Origin of the sequence: Pseudophaeobacter leonis, assembly GCF_002087335.1 — a bacterium.
In the GTDB taxonomy this organism is placed as follows: domain Bacteria; phylum Pseudomonadota; class Alphaproteobacteria; order Rhodobacterales; family Rhodobacteraceae; genus Pseudophaeobacter; species Pseudophaeobacter leonis.
In genome coordinates this window covers 98,067-119,133 of the sequence record NZ_MWVJ01000105.1, presented here as the reverse complement: position 1 = coordinate 119,133, position 21,067 = coordinate 98,067, and the positions used below count along the sequence as shown (strand labels likewise).

Genomic DNA, 21,067 nt, shown 5'->3' with positions numbered 1-21,067 from the left:
TTCTAAGCCCTTGAAATTTAGACTGAGACAGCTCGAAGCCTTTCAGGCGGTTGCGCAGACAGGATCGGTGACACGCGCCGCGAAATCTTTGGGGATTTCACAACCGGCCACCAGTCGCCTTTTGTCCGACTTTTCAAACTCGGTTGCGATCGAGCTGTTTCGGCGTAAGGACGGAATGCTGATTCCCACCAGCGAGGCCCGCTATCTTTTGTCCGAGGTTGGCCGCGTGTTCGACAGCCTGCGTCATCTGGAAGAGCTGAACCGGGATCTGAAGGACCGCACCGCAGGGCATTTGCGGATTGCCTGCCTTCCGGGCTTTGCCAGCTCGCATTTGCCGCAAATGCTGGCGCAGTTTCTGCAGCAGCGTCCCGGGGTGAACCTAACCCTTGAGCCAGACCGCCCGGAACGTATCCTGGAGTGGATCATCGGCGAGCAATACGACTGCGGCATCACAGACGGGTTTTCCGGCCACCCCGCTGTCGAGCACATTGATATTGCGATAAAAACCGTGTGCATCTTCCCAACCGGCCACCGCCTGTCCCGCCTGGACTGCATCTCGCCGCTGGATCTTGTGGAAGAACGCATTATCCACACCCGCAAGGGCAGTCCCTTTTTCACCAGCCTGTCGCAGGCCTTTGCCGACTACGGCGTCCTGATGAACTCCTGGGTGGAGGTGCGTCAGTTTTCGACCGCCTGCATCATGGTGGCACAGGGTCAGGGGGTCTCGGTTGTCAGCGCTCTGGATGCGGATCAGTTCAACTCCAAAGGCCTCGAGATGCGCCCGTTTGAGCCTGAGATCTTTCACTGGCTCTCTATCCTCAGGCCGGCCTCTGGCAGCAGATCACTGTTGTCGCTGGATTTTGTCGACACGTTTTTGGAAAGCCTGCAGCCCTACACCGTGGACGTGAAACCCTAGTCAATCGGCCATTGATCTTGCCCTGCCAAGACCCTGCCTGACCTTGCCCGCGTCACCAGTCCTCATTCGCGATCAGGGCCTCCAGGCGGCGGGTGTCCTGTTGGCTCCACTCGTCGCGCGCGGTCACTGTCGCCCAGGCCTCGGCATAGTCGCGCACCGCGTAGTTGTGCCCGTGCCCGGCTGGCACATTGGCCGCCGACAGCATGTCCACCGCCACCTGGAAAAAGGTGACCAGCGGCACCCAGGTAAAGGTCTCGGCAACATCGCCTCCTCGCGGGTCGCTCATCCAGTCCGGCTGATGTGACCACATGTTTTCTTCAAAAAACACAATCGGATCCGAGGGGTTCGCCAGAAAAACCGTGCGGATCGGGCTCCAGCCCTGCCTCTGATCTGCGCCTGTCATACCCGGACCAAATACCCGGAAAAGGGCGCCGTTTTCAAATCGCGGCTGCCAGGCGGGCGAGCCTGCGTTCCGGTTGCTTTGCACCCGCTTCCACAAAGGATTGCGAAAGGTCGGGCCTGCCCAAAGCGCGCCATGAAACGGATCACTCACATAGGCATAAAGCGGCAGCGAGGTCTCGGATCCCAGCGAGCCCAGGCTCAACCCAAAGAGATAGAGTTTTGGGCGGGCCTCGACAGGCAGGGATTTCCAATAATTGTAGATCACATCAAAAACGAGGGTGGCAGACTCCTGCGCCAGTCCCGGTTGCAAAATCAGCGACTGCGGGCTGGGCAAATAGGAATACTGCACCCCCACCGTGGCGATATCGCCATCGTGCATATATTCCAGAGGCGCAATCGCGCCGTTTTGCAGCCAGCCGGTGCCCGTAGGGGTGGCAATAACCAGCAAGCGCCGGGAGAAGGCTCCAACCTGTTGCAATTCCCGCACCGCCAGACGGGCCTGATCGCGGGCGGTATCCGCCGAGCGCAAGCCCACATAGACCCGGATTGGCTCCTGCGCCGGGGCGCCTGAAAAGGCTTCGATATCGCGGGCCCGCGGGCCCTGGTGGACAAACAGTTTGCCCGCCTTTCCCAGACGTTCCCAGTCGATCAAAGAGGCGGCACTGCCCGACCGCGTTGGCTCTTGCGGCGGGGCGGCACCGGGCGGGTCGGTTATGTCGATCGCCGCCTGTGCAGAGTCGAGGGCGCTGATGGCGCCTTTGATCAGGGTGTCATTCGCCGCCGTTGTCAGTATGGCCAGAAACAACACCGCCCCCACCAGTGAGGCGACCCGGCGGCGCACATAATACAGCGGTAGCCGCGCCGCCCATTTCAGCGCTGCAAACAAGGCGCTGGCCGCCAGTATCAGCGACAGGGCCGTGGCTGCTCCAATTGCCGTAATCTGCGCATAATAGCTTTCTTCCACTTCAGGCATTTGCATCAGCCGTCGCGTGACATTTTGCCATTGGGCAGCGTTCCAGAACGCATAGCCTGCCAGCAGCACACTGGAACATATCAGCGCAAGGGCCATCACCCGGCGCCAGCGGCTCGTCAGCAAGGGCAGCTCAAGATAGCGCCAGATCCTGATCATCAGCACGCCAAGCCCATAGCCCAGCGCAAAAACCAGCCCTGACAACACGCCCTGAAACGCCCAGGGCCGCGGAATCAGCGAGGGCCAGAATGTTGCGATGCAAAGCAGCGCGCCGATATATAGCCCCGCCAGAGAAGGCTGCCACCAGGATGATGTCTCAGCGCTGTCACTCATGTCGTCTTACCGCCTGCCAGGTCCTGACCTCTTTGCCTTGCGACACGAAAATGCGGCTGCAAAAGCACCTAAGTCTTGTCAACTGTCTAGCACGCCTACCTGAGTATCCCTGTTGGTCAAGGCGTTTATGGCCGCGGGTGCCGCCTTGCGACGGCGTGGCGGTGATGTCATGGCAGCGTGGTGGCGGTGGTTTGTGCCGGGACGGCACATCGCAAAGCCACTCTGCAAGCCAGCCTGATTGCGTTTAAGGTCCTGACAGAACCTCATTTGGTCTTGCCATAGGGTGCTTGGAACGAAGCCTGCCCCGTCCAGACCTGGCAAGACGCCCACTCTTCACGGCCCCTGCGTAGCGGCCTCCCTTAGCAAATATAAAGGCAAGTCATGAATCTCGAACAGGCAATGCAAGAACGCCGCTCTATCCGCGGCTTTACCAAAGACCCCGTTTCGCAGGAGCTGCTGCAAGACATCATTGCACTGGCCAACCGCGCGCCATCGTCGATGAACACCCAGCCCTGGCATCTGCATGTCCTGACCGGTGAGCCGCTTGAACGCGTGCGCCAGGGCAATACGGACCGCATGCTGGATGGCACGCCTCCCAGCCGGGATATCGAGGAATACGCCGCCTATGAGGGAGAGCACCGCGCCCGTCAGATCGAAATCGCCGTTCAGCTGTTTGAGGCCATGGGCATCGAGCGCCACGACAAGGAGCGCCGGCAGGACTGGGTCATGCGCGGCTTTCGCCAGTTCGACGCGCCCGTCTCGATTGTTGTCTGCTTTGACCGCGCCCTTCTGGACAATACAATCGCCCATTTTGACACCGGCGCGATGACCTATGGTCTGGTACTGGCCGCCTGGGCCAAAGGCCTCGGGGCGGTGATCAATGGTCAGGGCATCATGCAAAGCCCCGTGGTGCGCGAGGTGGCAAATATCCCGGAGGATCAGATCATTCTGACCTGTGTAGCACTTGGCTGGCCCGATGACGCGTTTGTCGCGAATTCGGTTGTCTCGCGGCGACGCCCGATTGAAAACACCACGCGGTTTTTGGGGTTTAACGACTAGCGCCGCGCGTAAATATGCCTCGGGCGGGAGGGTCCATTGCGGCCTCCCCGCTTGGTCACCCCTCAGGCCCGCGACCTACAGATAAGGATACAGTTACAGATACAGCGGCAGGCCGACCTGCAAGCCTGTGAGAGTGCCCAGCGCAAAGGCAAACTGCGCTCCGATCATCAGCATCCCGCCCTAAAGGAAAACAACCTGACACTCAGCATGTGGCGACTGCGGCACAGACTGCGCCCAAAATTGCGCCCCGTGTTGAGACCCGTGTTGAGCAGGAACAGATCCGCTTGCGCGCCACACTCGGCAAGACAGTGGCCGCCGTTAAAACCAATGACCGACAACCAATGAGCAGCAGCCACGAGCCTCTGACAAAGACACGGCGCAGCACCGCGCGCCCCCTTGATCTGGCAGTGCAGGAGCGCTGAAATCTGCCCGACCACGCAAAACTCCGCCAAAGCCGTTCTTCAGCGCGGTCTAAGATCCCGTGACTGGCCGGTATTAACCAAGTGTTAAATAAGTCTTGCAATAAACTTTAAGTATATTAGAAATACACTCAACACACTGAAATATTGGGGTATTTTTAAAATGACCATTGTGACTATAGCAGATTCAAGCGGCAATCATGGCTTCTACGACCTCTTTGTTCACGAAGACGCAACAGACCCCACAGTAACCCAGATAAATTCCTCTCGCATTGAAATGGTTGGGGACAACGGCCACGTTTGGGCCATCACCGGGGACTTCAGCAGCAGTTCAGCCTACAGCTGGACGGTTACAGGCATATCCCTGGCGCAATATGGCACAGCCGTGGCCTCTGTATCTGGTCTGGATATGGGCCTGCTGGCATACGGAAATGCGTCACTCATTACTTTAAACAACGAAGTATTTGAGGGAAATACCCGCGTCACCTCTGCAAGTTCAGCACCAGAGTTCTGGATGACGGGCACCGGCAACGACGTCATCGAGCTCGGCGAGGGCGACGACACTGTGTATGGCGGCTCGGGCAGAGATACCTTTGTCCTGCGGGCCCATTCTTCTCAGGTTACCCTGGCTGAAACCTCATCAGGGATCGAGGTTACCAGCCGCTTTGGCACCGACACCCTGAACTCGGTCGAATTCCTGCGGCTGAACGACCAGGTGATCGATCTGCGCCAAGGCATCCCCGGAGAGCCTGACCCAGAGCCTACGCCCGACCCGGAGCCAACCCCTGACCCGGAACCTACGCCCGATCCAGAGCCTACCCCCGATCCGGAGGATCCCATGGTCGAGCAGGGACCAGGTGCCTCTGACAACATGACCGGCAGCCGGGGAGATGACCGGATCGACTCTGGCGGCGGCAGCGACGAAATCAGCCTGTTGACCGGAAATGATACTGCGGATGGCGGCACCGGCAATGACCTGATCTATGGCGGCAATGGCAATGACGTTCTGCGCGGCAACCAGGGCAGCGACACCCTCGCGGGGGGAGATGACAATGACCGTCTGATTGGCAATAAAAATGCCGACTACCTGCATGGTGGCAGCGGCAATGACCGGCTGATTGGTGGTGGCGGCCATGACACCCTGCGCGGCGGTGAGGGCGATGACGTCCTCACGAGCGGCAGCCAGGCCGATGTGTTTGCCTTCCGCTCTGGTGATGGCCATGACACGCTGACCGACTTTAATGTCAACCGGGATCTGATTCAGATTGAAACTGGCGCCAACCGCTACGAAGACTTGCGTTTCACCGAAACTGGCACCGGAACACGGGTCACATTTGACGACGTGACGCTGGATTTCGATGATGTCAGTCTCGCTGCATTGTCCAACTCGGACCTGTTCCTCTTCGGCTAATTCTGCAGCCTGATGTAAACAGCAAAGCCCCGGTAAATCACCGGGGCTTTGTCGCGTCTTGGGCTTGCCGACCTCGCTACCCCCGGATGATATTCTCCCCATTAATACAGCGTGATAACCGGAAGGTATCAGCAGTCGGCTCCCTCCCAAAGATATAGCCACGCATTGACCAAGGTCAGAAAAGCCGGTGAGTGGCCGATGCAAAGTCACGCGCGGGCCCTGAGCGGATTTCATCCAGCTAGCCTGTCTGCTGCGGTGCCGGCCTGCTGCGGTGCCTGTCTACTGCGATGACTGACGAGCCAAGCAGGGCAAAAGCCAGGCTGAAACCGGGGCGCAGATACAGTTGGCCATACTGCGCAGGGGGCTCAGAGCTCTGTTGCTTTAGGCCTTAACCATGTTTATCGGCAGCATTGACTTATCTTATTGTTTTTGTCAGGTAAGAAAAAACTAACCCTCATAGACGTCTCACCAATTCTCATTATGCCCTCCGCACCCCTGCCATCCCTGCGCGTCCCGCGGGCGTTCCTCCCCCGTATGGAGGCGCAGACCCGTCATTTACGCACGCTCAAACCTTTGAGGTTCCGGCCCCTTTCGGGCGCGGTTGCCGATGTCTGGCATGTCGCAGGCGATCAAGGCGGCGGCGGGTTTTATACCGCGCCTGATCCGCGTCTCGTCATTTTCCTGGATGTCACGCCGCCCTTGATGGCGCTGAAAACTGCGGCAGGGGCCGTCGGCGGGCCTGGCACCCGCGCGTTTTTCGTCCCCGCAGGTGTGCCGCTTTGGAGCAGGCTGGGCAAAGCGCAGACCCTCAGCCATATCGATTTTCATTTTGATGCCGCCGCCCTGCAGGCGCGGCTCATGGCGGTTGGTGTGCAGGGCCTCCCCCACAAAGCGATGTTTGCCCCCGACGACAGCGCCTTGCTGACCCTGGCCCGCCTTGCCGCCGGCGAGGTCGAGGCCCCCCAACGGGGCGCACTTGTGTTGGAAGGTTTGTTGCAGGCGCTGCTGGGGGCGGTCATTGGGCCACCGCTGAACGCCCCGGCGCACACCTCCGGCGGCCTGCCGCCACAGCACATGGCCGCGCTTGAGCGTCACATGACACAAACCATAGCCCGATCCGTCGGCGTGGCCGAACTTGCCAAGGTGGTGGGGCTGTCTGAGAGCTGGTTCAGCCGCGTCTTCAAACAATCGGCCGGGCTTTCGCCGCAACGCTGGATCGCAGAGTGTCGCGTTGCCGCCGCAAAGGCCATGATGGCAGACCCGCAGCGTCCTCTGGCTGATATCGCGGTGGCCACGGGATTTTCCGATCAGGCCCATCTGTCGCGGGTGTTTCGCCGCTCCGTTGGCGTGCCACCCTCGCAATGGCGGCGCGACACACAAGAGTTACCTTTGCGGCGGATTGGCACAAATGACGGCGGAACCGTTCAAGACGGCGTTTAATAGTTGATTTAAACACTCAGGAAAATGACCAGCGAGAGTCACTGACATGAAATTCACATTTTCCCTCCTGCTCGGCACAAGTGCGCTGGCCCTTATGGCCGGCGTTGTACAGGCGCAAAGCATCATCGAGCTTGATGAGATCATCATCCAGTCCGAAGAAGACCCCACCGGCCCGGTTGTCGGCTACGCGGCAGGCACCACGGCCTCGACAAAAAGCGGACGCTCTTTGTTGGAAACGCCCGCATCGGTCACCGTGGTGACCACGGATCAGATTGAGGACACGGCGGCCAACAATCTGTCAGAGGCGCTTGGGTATTCTGCGGGCGTTGTGACCGAGGCCTATGGCGCCGACCCGCGGTTTGACTCGATCTCGGTCCGGGGCGCGGACCTGGAGAACCAGATCTATCTGAACGGGCTGCATTTCAGCCGCTCAACCAGGCCGGACTACGGAGCACCCTCGCTGGATCTCTATGGCATGGAGCGGGTAGAGCTTTTGCGCGGCCCGAACTCGGTGCTTTATGGCGCGGGCTCACCGGCTGGCCTTGTGAACCTGATCCAGAAACGCGCGCAGTTCGATGGCGATACAAACGAGGCCGGGCTGCACGTTGACAGCAACGGGTCCTACTATGCATTTGGCGATGCCAACCGCGTGGCGAGCGACCAGTTTGCCTATCGCTTTGTTGGCAAGGCCGGCAACCGGGTGCTGGGCATCAGCGAATATGACAATCCCGGTGGCTATCTGGGTCTTGCCACGAAATACCGTCCGACAAGCGCCACAACCTTTGAATTCCTGGGCTCCTACCAGAATGACGACCCGGATTCGCCTTCTGGCGTGCCAAATGCACTGGTTGGCGTGCATTCGAACGAAGATCTGCGCGACTTTTATTTCGGCAACGAAGCGCTGGAATACGGGGATCGCAAGACCTTCAATCTGGGGGCTCAGATCACCCATGAGTTCGCCAATGGCTGGCGACTTGTGAGCAACACGGGGCTCACCAAATTCGACTGGACCTATTCCAACCTGTCTGTCGGCGCTGTGAGTGGCAACGATGTGGCCCGTACGCAATTGTTGCAGGACGAGGATGTCCTCTCCTACGCCACCGACCTGCGGCTTGAAGGCGATGTCTACACCGGCAATGTACGGCACAACCTGACCCTTGGGATTGATGCCAGCCGGTTTGAGGAAACCGCGTCGAGCATCTTTTACTACGGTCAGGCTGCCCTTGATTACGCCAATCCGGATTATACCCCGATCACAGCGGTTCAGGACGGCACCAGCTGGTCTGCCGATAAAAACGTGACGGTGAAACAGATTGGCATCTATCTTGGCGATGAGCTGGAATTTGGCAACTGGCGCGCGGGCCTGGCCCTGCGTCACGACCAGAACAAGGCTGAAGGCCAGTCCGAGACGCTGTACACCATTCCCGGTGTCGGCAGCTATCCCGGCACAACCAATCTGACACGCGACGACAGTGCCACCACAGGCCAGGCAAGCCTTGGCTATGTCTGGGACAACGGGGTGTCCGCCTATCTGTCCTATGGCACCTCATTCCAAAGCTTTGCCGAGCCTGGCGATGACGGTGCACCGCTTGATCCGACCACAGGTGAGCAGTGGGAACTGGGGCCAAAATACCTGCCTGCAACGATCGACGCCTATGTCACCGCCTCGCTCTATCAGCTCGACGAAGAGAACCGCGCCGTCTATGTCCAGAATGGCGCAGGCGTGACGGTCTATGATCAGGTTGGCAAATCCCGCATCCGTGGGCTAGAGCTGGAAGGGCGCGCCAATCTGGCCGATGGCTGGAGCTTCACCGGCGGCTACTCCTATTCAGACAGCGAAATCATCGGTGGCGACAATAATGGCAATGAGCTGGGCCTGACGCCAAAAAACACGTTTAAGCTCTGGGCCTCGAAAGAAGTCCAAAGCGGGCCACTTGCGGGTCTGACTGTGGGGGCCGGCGCGCGCTACATCGGCGAGCGCTACGCCTTCAATGCCAACGCCAACAGTCTTGACTCCGTCACCCTGTTTGATGCCGCCGTCTCGTATGATTTTGGCAACGGCACCGAACTTCAGCTCAATGTGACCAACCTGACCGATGAGGCCTATGTGTCATCGGTGGGCTATTTCTCCACCTATTTTGGCGACGGTCGCACGGTCTCGGCCACGCTCACCAAAAAGTGGTAAAACAGCCGCTGATGACCCTGACGCGTCGTGCGTTTGTTGCCACAGGAGCTTCGGCTCTTGTGGCAACACCTGTTTGGGCAACCAGCCAGCCGCGCCTCGCGGCAATCGATTGGGCGATGGCGGAAACGGCTGCCGCCCTGCAGTTGCCTTTGGTGGCCCTGGCGGAAAAGCGGCAGTTCATCCGGGCCTCTGCCGTCACCCTGCCACCGGACTGCGCCGACCTCGGACTGCGCGGTGCCCCCAATCTCGAAGCGCTGAGCCTCGTGGCCCCTGATCTGATCCTGTCCTCGAATTACTACAGCTTCATTGAGCCGCAGTTGCAGCGGATCGCGCCAGTTTACACGCGCCCGCTGTTTGTCCCCAACGACCCCGCCCTGCCCAAGGTCCTGTCGGCGCTGGAATCTCTGGCCGTGCATCTGGGTCTTGGCCGCCATGGCCAACAGATCCGCGCCCAGTACGAGGCGGCATTCGATCACCTGGCACAACGGGCCGCGGCCTTTGCGGGCAGGCCCTGCATTCTCATGACGGTCGGAGACGCCCGCCACGTGCAAATCTACGGCACCGACAGCGTCTATGGCGGGGCATTGACCCGCATTGGCCTGTCAAATGCCTGGAGCGGCGACACTGAATTTGGCTTCAACGCGCCTGTGCCATTGGCCAAACTTCTCGCCTTTCCCGAGGCGCGGCTGGTTATTGCCGGGCCGCTGCCTGTCTCTGCACGCCGGGCCATCGCGCAAAGCGCCCTCTGGTCCGCGCTGCACCCGGTGCGCGCCGGACGTGTGATACAGCTGAACGACAACCACCCCTTTGGTGGCGCGCCCTCGGCGCTGCGTTTTGCCGATAACCTTGTGACCGCTTTGGAAACCGCATGAGCCGCCTGCTGTCTGTTGCCGCCCCCGGCTCGGCTGCCCTTATCTTGGTTGCCCTCGTCTCCGCTGGCCTCGTCTCCACTGGCCTGTGGAGTGTTGCGGCCCTGAACGCGCTGCCTTTTTCCCAATGGGTCCTGCCCCTGGCCGATCCGGATGGCCTTGTGCCTGAACAGATTTTCTTTGCCTTTGGCCTGATGCCGCGCGCGGTGCTGGCGCTGCTCATTGGCGCTTTGCTGGGCCTGTCCGGGGCCCTGATGCAGGTGGTCCTGCGCAATCCGCTGGCTGATCCGACCACGCTTGGTGTCGCCTCCGGAGCCCAGCTTTCGCTGGTTTTCGCCACCCTGATCTGGCCCGAGGCGCTGGCGCTTGGGCGCGGCCCCGTGGCGCTGATTGGCGGCGCCCTGGCGGTCGGGCTCGTCATGGCCCTTGCGGCCCGGCGTGGCTTTGCCCCCGTCACCGTGACAATCGCCGGGATGCTGGTGGGGATGCTCGCCTCTGCCATCTCAACCGCCCTCACCCTGGGACAAGGGCACTACCTGTTGTCGCTGGTTATCTGGAATGGCGGCGCGCTGACACAAGACAGCTGGCACGGGGTGTGTCGGCTCATCGGGGTTCTGATCCTTGGCGGCATGGGGGCCGCACTTTTGGTGCGTCCGCTGGTGGTTCTCAGCCTTGGCGGCGCCACGGCCAAAGCCCTGGGCGCGCGGGTTGGCCTGATACGTCTCGCTGCGCTGACGCTTGCAGTGTTTCTCTCCGGCATGGTCTCCGCCGAGGTTGGCCTCGTCGGTTTTGTCGGCCTGGCCGCACCGGCGCTGGTGCGGCGTCTTGGGGCGCGCTCTGTCGCACAGGTGCTGCTGGCGTCACCGCTAGCGGGGGCGGTGCTGTTGTCTGTCGTTGACAGCGGGCTCATAGCGCTTGTGGCCTTTGGCGGGCCTGCCTTGCCAACCGGCGCCTTGACGGGATTGATCGGCGGGCCGCTCCTGATCGCGTTGCTGCCCAAACTGCGCCATATCGTGCCGCCCGAAACCGAACGCAATGAGACCCTGCCGCCGCGTGCCAAACACCCGTGGAGACGGGGTGGTCTGCTGGCCTGTGCGACGCTCATCCTGACGGTGCTGAGCCTGTTTGGCGGTCGCGGCCCCGATGGCTGGGGGATGATCTCCGGCGCCATCGCCGCCACCTTCCGGCCCCTGCGCGCCACGGCCATTTTGGCGGCTGCCTCTGCCGGAGCGCTATTGGCGCTGTCGGGTGCGGTGTTGCAACGACTCACCGCCAATCCCATGGCCGCCCCCGAGGTTCTTGGCGTCACTGGCGGCGGGCACTGGGATATGCCGCAACCCTGTTTCTGACCCCTGCCCCGTCGCCCTTTGCCCTCGCCTTAGGCTCCTCCACGGGGGCTGCGGTGACGCTGATTATTCTGTCTGCCTATGCCATGCGCGCCGATATGGCCCCGGCGCGGCTCTTGCTGGCGGGTCTGGCGGTTGGGGCTTTTGCCACGGCGCTGCTGGCCGCTATCATGGCCTCTGGTGATCCGCGCGCCTGGACGCTTTTGGGCTGGCTTGCAGGCAGTGCGGCACGCGCCACTGTCGCCGGTGCACTGGCCCTGGCCATCCTGGCCGCGGTCGGGCTGGGGGCTGCACTTTTGCTCGCTCGGTGGTTCGAGATCCTGCCCCTCGGCGCGGATGTCGCCCGGGGTGTGGGGATGCAGCTTGGGCGGGTGCGGCTGGGCCTTGTGCTTGCGGCGGGACTGGCAACCGGCGCTGCAAGCGTTTTGGTAGGCCCGGTGAGCTTTATTGGCCTGATGGCCCCCCATATTGCGCGCAGCCTTGGCCTGTTGCGCCCCGCTCCCTTTCTCGCCGCGAGCTGGTGTCTGGGCGCCCTTTTGATGAGCCTGGCGGCCTTTGGCGCCCGCACTGCCAGCTACCCCTATGATCTGCCACTTGGGCTTTTTGCCACGCTGATCGGCGCGCCCTGGCTGTTCATGGCCCTTCTTGGACGGAGACACGCATGACTCTTTTTTCGCTCAACAATGTCTGCTTCGACGTGCCCAACAGACGGCTGGTGGATCGCCTGACCCTGTCAGTTGAGACCGGGATCACGGCGCTTGTCGGGCGCAACGGGTCCGGGAAATCGACGCTGCTGAAAATGCTCGCCGCGCAAACCCGGCCAAGCAGTGGCGCCATCCAGTATGCCGACAAAGACCTGCGGGACTGGAAGGCAAAGGATTTTGCCCGCGACCTTGCCTTTCTGCCGCAGGTGACGCCAGCAACCGAGGGGCTTTTGCTCAGTGAACTTGTGGCGCTGGGGCGCTATCCGTGGCGCGGTGCCCTGGGGCGTCTCGGACCTGAGGACCAGTCCCTGATTGACGCAGCGATTGCGCGATGCGGCCTCACGGATAAGCGCGACCAACTGGTGGATACCATGTCAGGCGGAGAAAAGCAGCGCGGCTGGATCGCCATGATGCTGGCGCAGAGCGCGCGCACTCTGCTGCTGGACGAGCCGATTTCTGCGCTGGATGTGGCCCACCAAATCGAGGTGCTGGGCCTGTTGCGTGAGACGGTGCACACAGGCGCACTCTCGGCCGTTGTCGTCCTGCATGACGTCAATATGGCCGTGAGGTTCTGCGATCATGTCATCGCGCTCGACGCAGGCCGCGTTGTGCTTGAGGGCGGCGTGAAAGAGCTGCTCAGCCCCGAGGCGCTTCAGCGTATCTATGGCGTGCCCATGCAGGTTATCAATGCCCAGCCCAGCCCCGTTGTTCACCCGCTTTGATCCCAAAGCCAGTCATCTGCAAGACAGTCATCTGCAAGCCAGTCATCCGAAAGCCAGCCCTATGCTTCGCCAGTTTTTTGAATACTACCGCCCTCATACACGCCTGTTCTGGGTCGATTTCGGCTCTGCCGTTCTCTCCGGCCTTCTCGAACTTGCCTTCCCCCTCGCCATCACCGCGTTTATTGACCCCCTTTTGCCGCTGGGGGACTGGGGGCTGACCGTTCTGGCGGCGACCGGATTGTTGCTGGTCTATGCCTTCAACACGCTGCTCATGGGGATTGTGATTTACTGGGGCCATCGGCTGGGAATTGAGATCGAAACGGAAATGCGGCGCCGCGCCTTTGCGCATCTCACCCGCCTGTCGTGGCGCTGGTATGACCGCGCGCCCGCACCGGCAAACTGGTGGCCCGTGTGACCCGCGATCTCGAAGAAATAGGCGAGGTCGCCCATCACGGCCCAGAAGACCTTTTCATCGCGGTGATGACCTTTGTCGGGGCCTTTTTGCTGATGATGAACCTGCATGTCACCCTTGCCCTGATCACGGCTGTGATTGTGCCGCTGATGGTCTGGGTTGTCGCCGTATACGGCGCGCGCATGACCCGCTCCTGGCGCGATATCTACGCCCGCGTCGGGGCGTTTAACGTCCGGCTGGAAGAGGCAATCAGCGGCATCCGCGTGGTGCAGGCCTTTGGCAATGAGCGCCACGAAGAAGAGTTGTTTGCCCGCGACAATGCCGCATATCGCGACACCAAACTATCGGCCTATGCGATCATGGCAAAAGCCAGCGCCATACAATATATGGGGCTGCGTTTCGTGCAGGTCGTGGTGATGGTCGCAGGCGCGGGGTTTGTGCTGCAGGGCACCTTGACCACGGGAGGCTTTGTCGGCTTTTTGCTGCTGGTGAGCGTGTTTTTCCGCCCACTGGAAAAAATCGCTGCCGTGATCGAGACCTATCCGCGTGGCATCGCAGGCTTTCAGCGCTACGTTGAGCTGCTGGCAACCGAATGCGATGTGAGCGACCGCCCGAACGCAGGCCCGGCGCCGGCTTTCAGGGGCGAGGTGCGGTTCGAGAATGTGTCCTTTGCCTATGACAGCCCTTTACCCGTTCTGCAGGGTGTCACGATCACAATAAAGGCCGGAGAAACCGTGGCCTTTGTCGGCCCCTCCGGCGCTGGCAAGACGACGCTTTTGGCGTTGTTGCCAAGGTTTTATGACCCAACTTGCGGCAGAATAACCATCGACGGGATCGACATCGCAGACATGACCCTGAACAGTCTGCGCGCGCAGATTGGACTGGTGTCGCAGGACGTGTTCCTGTTCGGATCCACCCTGCGTGACAATATCCTGTACGGCAAGCTAGGCGCCAGCGAGGCCGAACTGCATGCCGCGGTCGAGAACGCACAGTTGAGCGCGCTTGTCGCGCGTCTCCCCGATGGCCTCGACACAGTCGTAGGCGAGCGCGGTGTGATGTTGTCCGGTGGTCAGAAACAACGCGTCGCCATTGCCCGCGCCTTTCTCAAAAATCCGCCGATCCTGGTTCTCGACGAGGCGACCTCGGCCCTGGACCGAGAGACGGAGCGTGAGATCCAACAGGCCTTGGAGCAGCTTTCAAAGGGGCGCACGACGCTGGTCATCGCGCATCGCCTGGAAACCGTGAGACATGCCGATCAGATCATTGTTATGCAGGCAGGGCAAAGGGTTGAGGCTGGCACACATGACGACTTGCGCGCCCAAAACGGGCTTTATGCCCGCCTGTCATGAGACAAACGAGGCAGGCGATAGGTCAGCCTCCCCGCCTCATATCAAGAATGTATGGTGAACGTGGAGAGTGGCTTTGCGAGCCTGTCTGCTGCTCCACACAGAGGCAGCCCGCCGCAAGCGTCGTCAACTGGCTATGACAGGTGCTGAATCCAGAGCCTGAACGAAAGGGAGCCCCTCGGCTCCCTTTCCCAGTTGGCGACGTTATATCGGCTAGAAAAGGAAATCACTCTCGGTCAGCGTAGCACCGCTCACGGTGATAGTCAGATCGGACGAGTCGATACCCTCAATCGTGACAACATTGCCGTCGCTTATGACGAGGTCGGAGAAATCAACATCGAGTTTGCGCAGGTTGATCACATCGATCCCCTGTTCAAAATCAACGATTCTATCCTTGCCACTGGTCGCGGTGAAAATGAACACATCCTCAGCCCCATCCCCGCCCGAGCGGTGCTTGTTGCCACCATAAAGCAGGTCATTCCCAGCGCCGCCAAAAATTGTGTCAGCGCCCTTGCCGCCATCAACGGTATCTGAGCCGGCGCCGTTGTAGATCTTATCGTTGCCGGTATTGCCGCGCAGAATATCACGGCCCTGGCCGCCATAGAGAATGTCATTGCCGACATCGCCCCAGAGATAGTCGTCACCCTTGCTGGCATAAATCGTGTCGCTGCCGACCCGCCATACAGATAGTCGTTGCCGCCACCGCCGTAAATCACGTCGTCCCCGGCATCACCAAAGACCACGTCATTGCCCTGATCCTCGGCGCCCGCAAAAATCTTGTCATCGCCGGCGCCGCCCAGGATGCGGTCGTTGCCATCACCACCGATGATCACGTCGTTGCCCGTTGCCGAAGAGAAAGTCTCTGTTGCCGGTCCCGGCCAGGTAATCATCGGTGTCGCCGCCAGAGACGGTATTGTGATCGTCATTGGCGATTGTGCCCGTGGCGCTGGCAGCAGAGGCGGCAATGAAACCCTCGCCGCTAACGCCGGTGAGGTCTACAACAATGGTTTCGCTCATTTCCTTGATGGCATCTGGCGTAAGCGAAATTTGGATCTCTGCAGTCTCTTGGCCTGCGGCAAAGCTGACGGTGCCACTCGGAGCGGTATAGTCGGTGCCAGCTGTCGCCGTACCGCTGAGGGTATAGGTGACATCCTCTGCTTCCGACGTGGCTGTGCGGCTGACGGTAAAGGCAAGAACCCCACCGGCCCCCACAGCCGTCCCTTCCGACACCGAACCGGCGGAGGCGATCGAATAGCGCGACATGGTATTGATCAGGATACTGGCGGTGTTCGAGCCGAAGTTCGCGCTCGAGATGTCCAGGTCGCCATCACCGTCGAAGTCGCCCAGCGTCAGACCACCGGGAGAGACGCCGACCGCGAAAGGCGAATCACTCGCCGCGGTAAAGCCACCCGCGCCATCGTTGAAAAACACACTCAGAGAGCTGGAGCCGGAATTGCTGACCACCATATCGAGGTCGCCATCGCCGTCGAGGTCGCCCAGCTTTACATCATAGGGATTATTTGCGGTCGCAACCGTCGTGCGCGCGGCAAAGGTGCCGTTGCCGTTGTTGAGCAGGATCGAGGCAGTATTTGCGCTGAAATCTGTGACCACAAGGTCGGCATGCCCGTCGCCGTTTACGTCACCAGTCGTCAGGCCCCGAGGGCCAGAACCAGTGGTGACAAGCGTCGCCGCGTTAAAGGTCCCGTCGCCGTTTCCAATCAGTATGCCGAGGTTGTTGTCACTGTTGTTGGTGACTGCAAGATCAGCGTTACCGTCGCCGTCGAAATCCGCAATGACCATCTGGACCGGTCGGACTCCTCCGCTCGCAACCGTGGTGGCCGCTGCAAAGGTGCCGTTGCCGTTGTTCAACGCGACAGACAGGTTGTCTGAACCGTAATTGACGGAAACAATGTCCAGATCCCCGTCGCCATCAATATCAGCAGTGGCCAGACCGCGAGGCGTGCTCCCCACTGCGACGGACGACACGCTGAAAGCGGCGCTGCCGTTATTGAGCGCAACCGTGACATCGTTGCCGGAATAGTTGGAGGCGAGAAAATCGATATCGCCGTCGCCGTCGAGATCCCCAACCACGACCTGACGCGGGCCATTGGTGGCCGGCACAGTAGCGGTCGGCGCGAAGCCTCCACTCCCATCGCCCAGCAGCACAGAAACGTTGTCGCTAATATAGTTGGTGGCCAGAAGATCCAGGTCACCGTCACCGTCCAGATCAGCAGTGGCATTGGAAACTGGACTGATGCCAATACCAAACGAGGTTGTGTTAAACTGAGCCATTGCGGCGATCTCCGTTCAATACCTGAGCTAATTTCGCGCGATGTCTGATATCATCCTGATTTCGCAAAAAAAGAAAATTCAAAACACTTGAAATGCAAATAGCACACATGATTAAAATATCGCAAGTCACATCAATCAAAGATGAAACCCCGTAGTTCGCGAGGCGTTTCGACAGCCCCCCTTGCGCATCTCGAGGCTGCGGGCGCAGGGAACCAACCGTAGCCCGCGATAAGCCTGCAGCGCACAGGTCTTGTATCATCAGATGAACGCCAAGGCGTCGCACCGCCGGGCTTAAGGGTGCTCGATCGTGATCTCACGCTGGATATCGTCGGATTTGAAGCCGATCGCTTCGGCAGATCGTACCCCTGGCAAGACCGCAACGTCATAGAGCTCGTCAATCGTATGCGAGAACCGCAACCATTCAACAACGCTGCCGCTGTCGATGTCGACGATCAGTAGCCCACAGCGCGCCGATGCGTCCCTTTCGGAGAGGCGCTCATCAAGTGCCAGCCCAGAGAACGCGCCACCATTACGGGGACGCGACAGGCCAATGACAGCATGCCGCCCGATGAAAGCGAGCCCGCGGGCATAGCCAGGACAGAAACAGACCGGCGTAAACCTGCCATCCATTGGATCGATATAGCCGAATTGACCGGCCCCCGAATTCAAGAGCCACAGCTTCCCATCGTACAGGCGTGGGGAATGCGGCATCGACAGACCACTGGCTGCGATCTCATTGCTGGCTACGTCAATCACAACACCGCCATCGTGCCGACGGTCGCGCCAGCCGTCAAAGACATCCGAGCGGCTCACGGCGGTGACATAGGCGGGTCGGGTTCCCTCCATTGCCAGCCCGTTGAGATGGCAGCGGTCCTCTGCAACCAGAGCACTAATGAAGTTCGGCCGCCATATGGGTCGAAAGCTTGCCGTGTCACTGATCGTAGCGAGACAGTTGAACAGCGTGTTGACGAAAACCGGACGCCGGACGCCCTCGATTTCACCAAGGCCGATGTCGTGCACATCCGTGCGCCCGACCACCCGCCCCTCTACGGGAACAAACTTGCTATCTGCGCCCACCGGCGTGGTCGCACCATTGCGCAGCACGTTCTCGAACCGCCAGAGCATGTAGAGGCCACTAACCCAGAGCGAGCTTCCATCCGTCCACAGGCCCTGGCACTGTTCGATCATGCGCTCATGGGCACGCACGCCTCCATCGGTTTTGCGGCCAATGAAAAACAAACGGCCCGCCTGATAAGTCGTGAGGCCAGCGATACGTCAGCCGCCTCAAGCCAATCAGAAAAGCCCGAAGACAGTAGCATCAAGGGGCCTTTGTCGCCTTTCTGGTTATTTGCGATATCACTCACGGCTTCAACCTTGCTTGCAAATGCCCGCAGCCGGGAGCCGGTTCATTATTGGCGACCGGGAGGGCCAAAGGCGCGTCATAAAAGTAGGTATGATCGCAATTTAATGCGGCGCGCGGGCTGGCAGGTAACGACATCCAGGAAATCCAAACGGTAAAGTCTTCGCAGAAGTAAATACGCCCCTAGGCGCAAATACTTGCGACAGCGAGCAAGAAACAGGAACTCATAGCGCTACCCTATTCCAGAGGCCCTTTCTAGACATAATTCAGCCGACCCGTCGCACTCCGGATCACCCAGTGCATCAAACCCTCACCTCTGAGCACGACAAAAACAACGACGCGATAGCGTTAGATTTCTGCAGGTTTGCTTCGAGCCAAAACTGCAAATGCTGCGCCGCGGCCAGTGTGGCGCAAAGGACGGGTTCACAAGCCTGTCGATGGTTCACAAATATTCGAAGGGTGCGAGACAAAAACGCCTGGCAAAGGAGGCTCAGAGTCTTAGGGAACGGATCATCAACGTGGGAAACTTGAGTGAGAAACTCGAAAACCGACCTGTTTTTGACTGGTGTGTTAAAGTCACGTAAGGGGCTGATTTGGTGGCGGGCCGAGTGGGATAAAAGTGAGAACTACTATCACATTGAAATAAAAGGACCATTTTCCTGGCATAACGCAAGATCTCCAAAACTCAGCACTCAGCGGATTGAAGCAGAGAGATTGATCAATGAATTTGGGATCGAGGCCGTCGCTTCAAATCGCCAAGACTTTGTCACGGTAGTTCAGGGGGTAACCTCGGTCACCCGAAGACAAGCATGGAATGCGGTGGACCGAGCCATTAGAAAGGCTTCGGTCTGAACACTGGCCTCCTATCGGAAGTGTTGCAGCACTTGGCTCAGTATGGCTTTTGACAGGAACTCAAGCTGTTCACAGCACAGCTACACAGCAAATTTCAGAGCAGAAGATGCGGACCTGGATTTCAGCGGCCCGCCTGTCGAAGTAACGCGCCACAAGGCGCTGGCCCAGTTTTTTTCAAACAATGCATCTTCGTTTCGATACGGCTCCGGCGGTGGTATCCGCTCCACTTTCTCCAAATAGCACGTCCCAGATATCGCGAGGCATTGATCGCTTCGTTTCTGGCGGTGGCCCCGGTGCTCGTGGGTTTCCACGGTTGGGCATTCTTGCGAGGTGGGATGACGGCATGAGCGCCGCAGGTGGCAATCGCGTCGCGGCATTTGCGGGTTTCCATGGCCTTCCAGAAGGCGGTGATGACGTCGAGGACATCTGAATTCTTGAGATTTTCACCGGTCGCCGTTGCCATTTTTTTGATTAGTGCCGTGAACCGATTAGGCCGGTTTCCAGCAGGTACCAGATTCATTGCGACCTTTGCGCGGGGATTTTTTTCTCGCGTAAAACACCGTGATGGCTGAGCAGCGATGCGTGTCCAAATGCTCTCATCATCGAGGTCGATCATGCTTGAGTGCTGATCGGAAACTGCACGATAATCACGGATCATCTTGAGAACGTATCTCGCAAAGGCCTCGGCATAAGGTCTCAATTTTCCAGGCATCGCTTTCTCGACGGCTGCAATCACGCGGTCGAAACCCACGTAATTTACGCCAAGGCGACCAAAGCCTTCGAGGCCGAGCCGGCCGCGCCCCAAGGTAGTCAGTTCGGCAACGATCAGGGCCTTCAGGCGAAGGCTTTCGTTTGTGCCAGTTTCAAGCTCTGCTAAAACGCCTGGCCGGTAGAGACGTAGCCCGTCTCTTCGAAGCTCATTGCGCACAGCGGTGACAAGATTGTCGATGTCGATTTCCCCGTTGGCGTCAACGGCGCGCAGGATAGCGCTGCGCAGCGCTTGCTGCCTTGAGGTTCGCTCAAAAAAAGGCGCGAAAAACGCAGCATCCTGTCGGTTGTCAGAAAAAACCAATAGGTTTCGACCACTCATAGGTGGGTTGTCACCGTGGTCACGCTTAGGCATCGCTTCGAGAATCGACTGTGCGGCAACGGCGGCAAGAGCCTCGTCACCTGGCCTGACAGTAGTGATAGGCTCGGGATAGCGAGAGGAGCGGTGATTACAGGCCGCGCACCTGTGCATGTAGAGTGCACCATCATCAGGATCTTCCCTGAGCTCGACGCTCTCAAGAGCAACACCACCGCTGGCCTCTTCCTCCATCCAGCTCCCGGTATTCGGGTCGAAGTAGATGACCTGTCCCGTACTGTCGTCAGTGTCTTCCTCATCTTCCTCAATGGCAATGCCGCCAGGAACAAGACGTAAAAGTTTCCGTTGCCCGCCGCCGGGCGTTGCCGTCAAGCCAACCGGTCCGCCCCAAGCCTCCACGTATGGTTCGCGCAACATCGCCTCTTCCTGGTGCGCATGGAGCGCTCGGGTCCAGACGTTCGCATCGTTTTCTCCAAAGGCGATCCAACGCGGGTCGAGGATACTGGCTTGGTGAAGCTGCTCAAGACTTCGACCCTTTTCAAAGTCGGGAAGGGTTTCAACGAACGGCCCTTTTACGAATTGAAGTGATCCGATCTTTTCTCGCAATTGTTCAGCGAGCCGCGGCGCTCGCACCTCGTTGATCGGTGATGATGTAGCAACGAAACGTGCAAGTGTCTGGTTCAAGCTCTCGCGATAAGAATTGGGATCAAGAATGGTCATTTAGTGGAAACCTCGACGGTCATGGCGTTCGCCCAAAGGGCTCGAAAATAGACGAAGAAGTGAATGCCAGCGCGGATCATCATGGTCATTGCGGGCCCCAAGTCCTCTTGGGCAAGCCCTGTTCGTGACGAGAGATCGGCCATGAAATCACCGGCGCGGCGGTGTGTGGCAGCCCGGGCGAAGCGTTCGACTTGAACTGCAACTTTGGCCGGAAACACATCACCT

At 59.6% G+C, this 21,067-nt stretch carries 13 protein-coding genes and 5 pseudogenes; 10 read left to right on the top strand and 8 right to left on the bottom strand.

Features of this window, described 5'->3' with window-relative positions:
* The first annotated feature begins 10 nt into the window (after positions 1–10).
* On the top strand, positions 11–916 hold the full coding sequence (locus B4968_RS20025) for a LysR substrate-binding domain-containing protein (RefSeq protein ID WP_083101045.1): 906 nt from the start codon (positions 11–13) through the stop codon (positions 914–916).
* Positions 917–968: 52 nt separating this feature from the next.
* On the opposite strand, the gene B4968_RS20020 is transcribed toward B4968_RS20025, so the two are convergent.
* Positions 969–2,621 (bottom strand): alpha/beta hydrolase, encoded by a 1,653-nt coding sequence (locus B4968_RS20020; protein ID WP_083101044.1) that lies wholly within the window; start codon positions 2,619–2,621, stop codon positions 969–971.
* A 381-nt stretch (positions 2,622–3,002) separates the two neighbouring features.
* Here B4968_RS20020 and B4968_RS20015 point away from each other — a divergent pair, with 381 nt between their 5' ends.
* The 8 genes and pseudogenes from B4968_RS20015 (at position 3,003) to B4968_RS19970 (ending at position 14,537) form a co-directional block, all read left to right on the top strand.
* Positions 3,003–3,680, top strand: coding sequence for a nitroreductase (locus B4968_RS20015; protein ID WP_083101043.1), 678 nt, complete (start codon positions 3,003–3,005; stop codon positions 3,678–3,680).
* A gap of 582 nt (positions 3,681–4,262) precedes the next feature.
* Positions 4,263–5,510 carry a calcium-binding protein gene (locus B4968_RS23255; RefSeq protein WP_139792931.1) on the top strand — a complete coding sequence of 416 codons (1,248 nt, stop codon included), beginning with the start codon at positions 4,263–4,265 and terminating at the stop codon, positions 5,508–5,510.
* A 534-nt stretch (positions 5,511–6,044) separates the two neighbouring features.
* Positions 6,045–6,950, top strand: a complete 906-nt coding sequence (locus B4968_RS19995; protein WP_083101040.1) for a helix-turn-helix domain-containing protein — start codon at positions 6,045–6,047, stop codon at positions 6,948–6,950.
* Between the two features lie 46 nt (positions 6,951–6,996).
* On the top strand, positions 6,997–9,135 hold the full coding sequence (locus B4968_RS19990; RefSeq protein WP_083101039.1) for a TonB-dependent siderophore receptor: 2,139 nt from the start codon (positions 6,997–6,999) through the stop codon (positions 9,133–9,135).
* Positions 9,136–9,146: 11 nt separating this feature from the next.
* On the top strand, positions 9,147–10,007 hold the full coding sequence (locus B4968_RS19985; RefSeq protein ID WP_083101073.1) for an ABC transporter substrate-binding protein: 861 nt from the start codon (positions 9,147–9,149) through the stop codon (positions 10,005–10,007).
* A pseudogene (fhuB, locus tag B4968_RS19980) lies at positions 10,004–12,015 on the top strand (Fe(3+)-hydroxamate ABC transporter permease FhuB). The gene B4968_RS19985 and the pseudogene fhuB overlap by 4 nt, the downstream one beginning before the upstream one ends.
* A complete protein-coding gene (locus B4968_RS19975; protein WP_083101038.1) occupies positions 12,012–12,776 on the top strand; it encodes an ABC transporter ATP-binding protein in 765 nt (254 codons plus the stop codon). The pseudogene fhuB and the gene B4968_RS19975 overlap by 4 nt, the downstream one beginning before the upstream one ends.
* 61 nt (positions 12,777–12,837) lie before the next feature.
* Positions 12,838–14,537, top strand: a pseudogene (locus B4968_RS19970) (ABC transporter ATP-binding protein).
* A 210-nt stretch (positions 14,538–14,747) separates the two neighbouring features.
* Here B4968_RS19970 and B4968_RS23765 read toward each other — a convergent pair.
* The 5 genes and pseudogenes from B4968_RS23765 to B4968_RS19950 all read right to left on the bottom strand — a co-directional run bounded on the left by B4968_RS23765 (position 14,748) and on the right by B4968_RS19950 (position 18,098).
* Complete coding sequence (locus B4968_RS23765; RefSeq protein WP_173907559.1) at positions 14,748–14,894, bottom strand: hypothetical protein; 147 nt, start codon at positions 14,892–14,894, stop codon at positions 14,748–14,750.
* 138 nt (positions 14,895–15,032) lie between these two features.
* Positions 15,033–15,194: pseudogene (locus tag B4968_RS26310) on the bottom strand (calcium-binding protein); the annotation flags it as partial.
* Positions 15,195–15,217: 23 nt separating this feature from the next.
* Positions 15,218–15,424, bottom strand: a pseudogene (locus tag B4968_RS26305) (calcium-binding protein); the annotation flags it as partial.
* Positions 15,351–16,826 (bottom strand): FG-GAP-like repeat-containing protein, encoded by a 1,476-nt coding sequence (locus B4968_RS19955; protein WP_083101036.1) that lies wholly within the window; start codon positions 16,824–16,826, stop codon positions 15,351–15,353. The pseudogene B4968_RS26305 and the gene B4968_RS19955, both read right to left, overlap by 74 nt.
* 291 nt (positions 16,827–17,117) lie before the next feature.
* Complete coding sequence (locus B4968_RS19950) at positions 17,118–18,098, bottom strand: TIGR03032 family protein (RefSeq protein ID WP_277620972.1); 981 nt, start codon at positions 18,096–18,098, stop codon at positions 17,118–17,120.
* A 619-nt stretch (positions 18,099–18,717) separates the two neighbouring features.
* Here B4968_RS19950 and B4968_RS23570 point away from each other — a divergent pair.
* The gene (locus B4968_RS23570; protein WP_161492622.1) at positions 18,718–19,038 is read left to right on the top strand and encodes a hypothetical protein; all 321 of its coding nucleotides are present in this window, start codon (positions 18,718–18,720) and stop codon (positions 19,036–19,038) included.
* Between the two features lie 69 nt (positions 19,039–19,107).
* On the opposite strand, the pseudogene B4968_RS19940 reads toward B4968_RS23570, so the two are convergent.
* Together B4968_RS19940 and B4968_RS19935 are read right to left on the bottom strand one after the other, a co-directional pair.
* A pseudogene (locus B4968_RS19940) lies at positions 19,108–19,432 on the bottom strand (transposase); the annotation flags it as partial.
* A gap of 1,406 nt (positions 19,433–20,838) precedes the next feature.
* A complete protein-coding gene (locus B4968_RS19935) occupies positions 20,839–21,060 on the bottom strand; it encodes a hypothetical protein (protein WP_083101034.1) in 222 nt (73 codons plus the stop codon).
* Between the last annotated feature and the right edge of the window lie 7 nt (positions 21,061–21,067).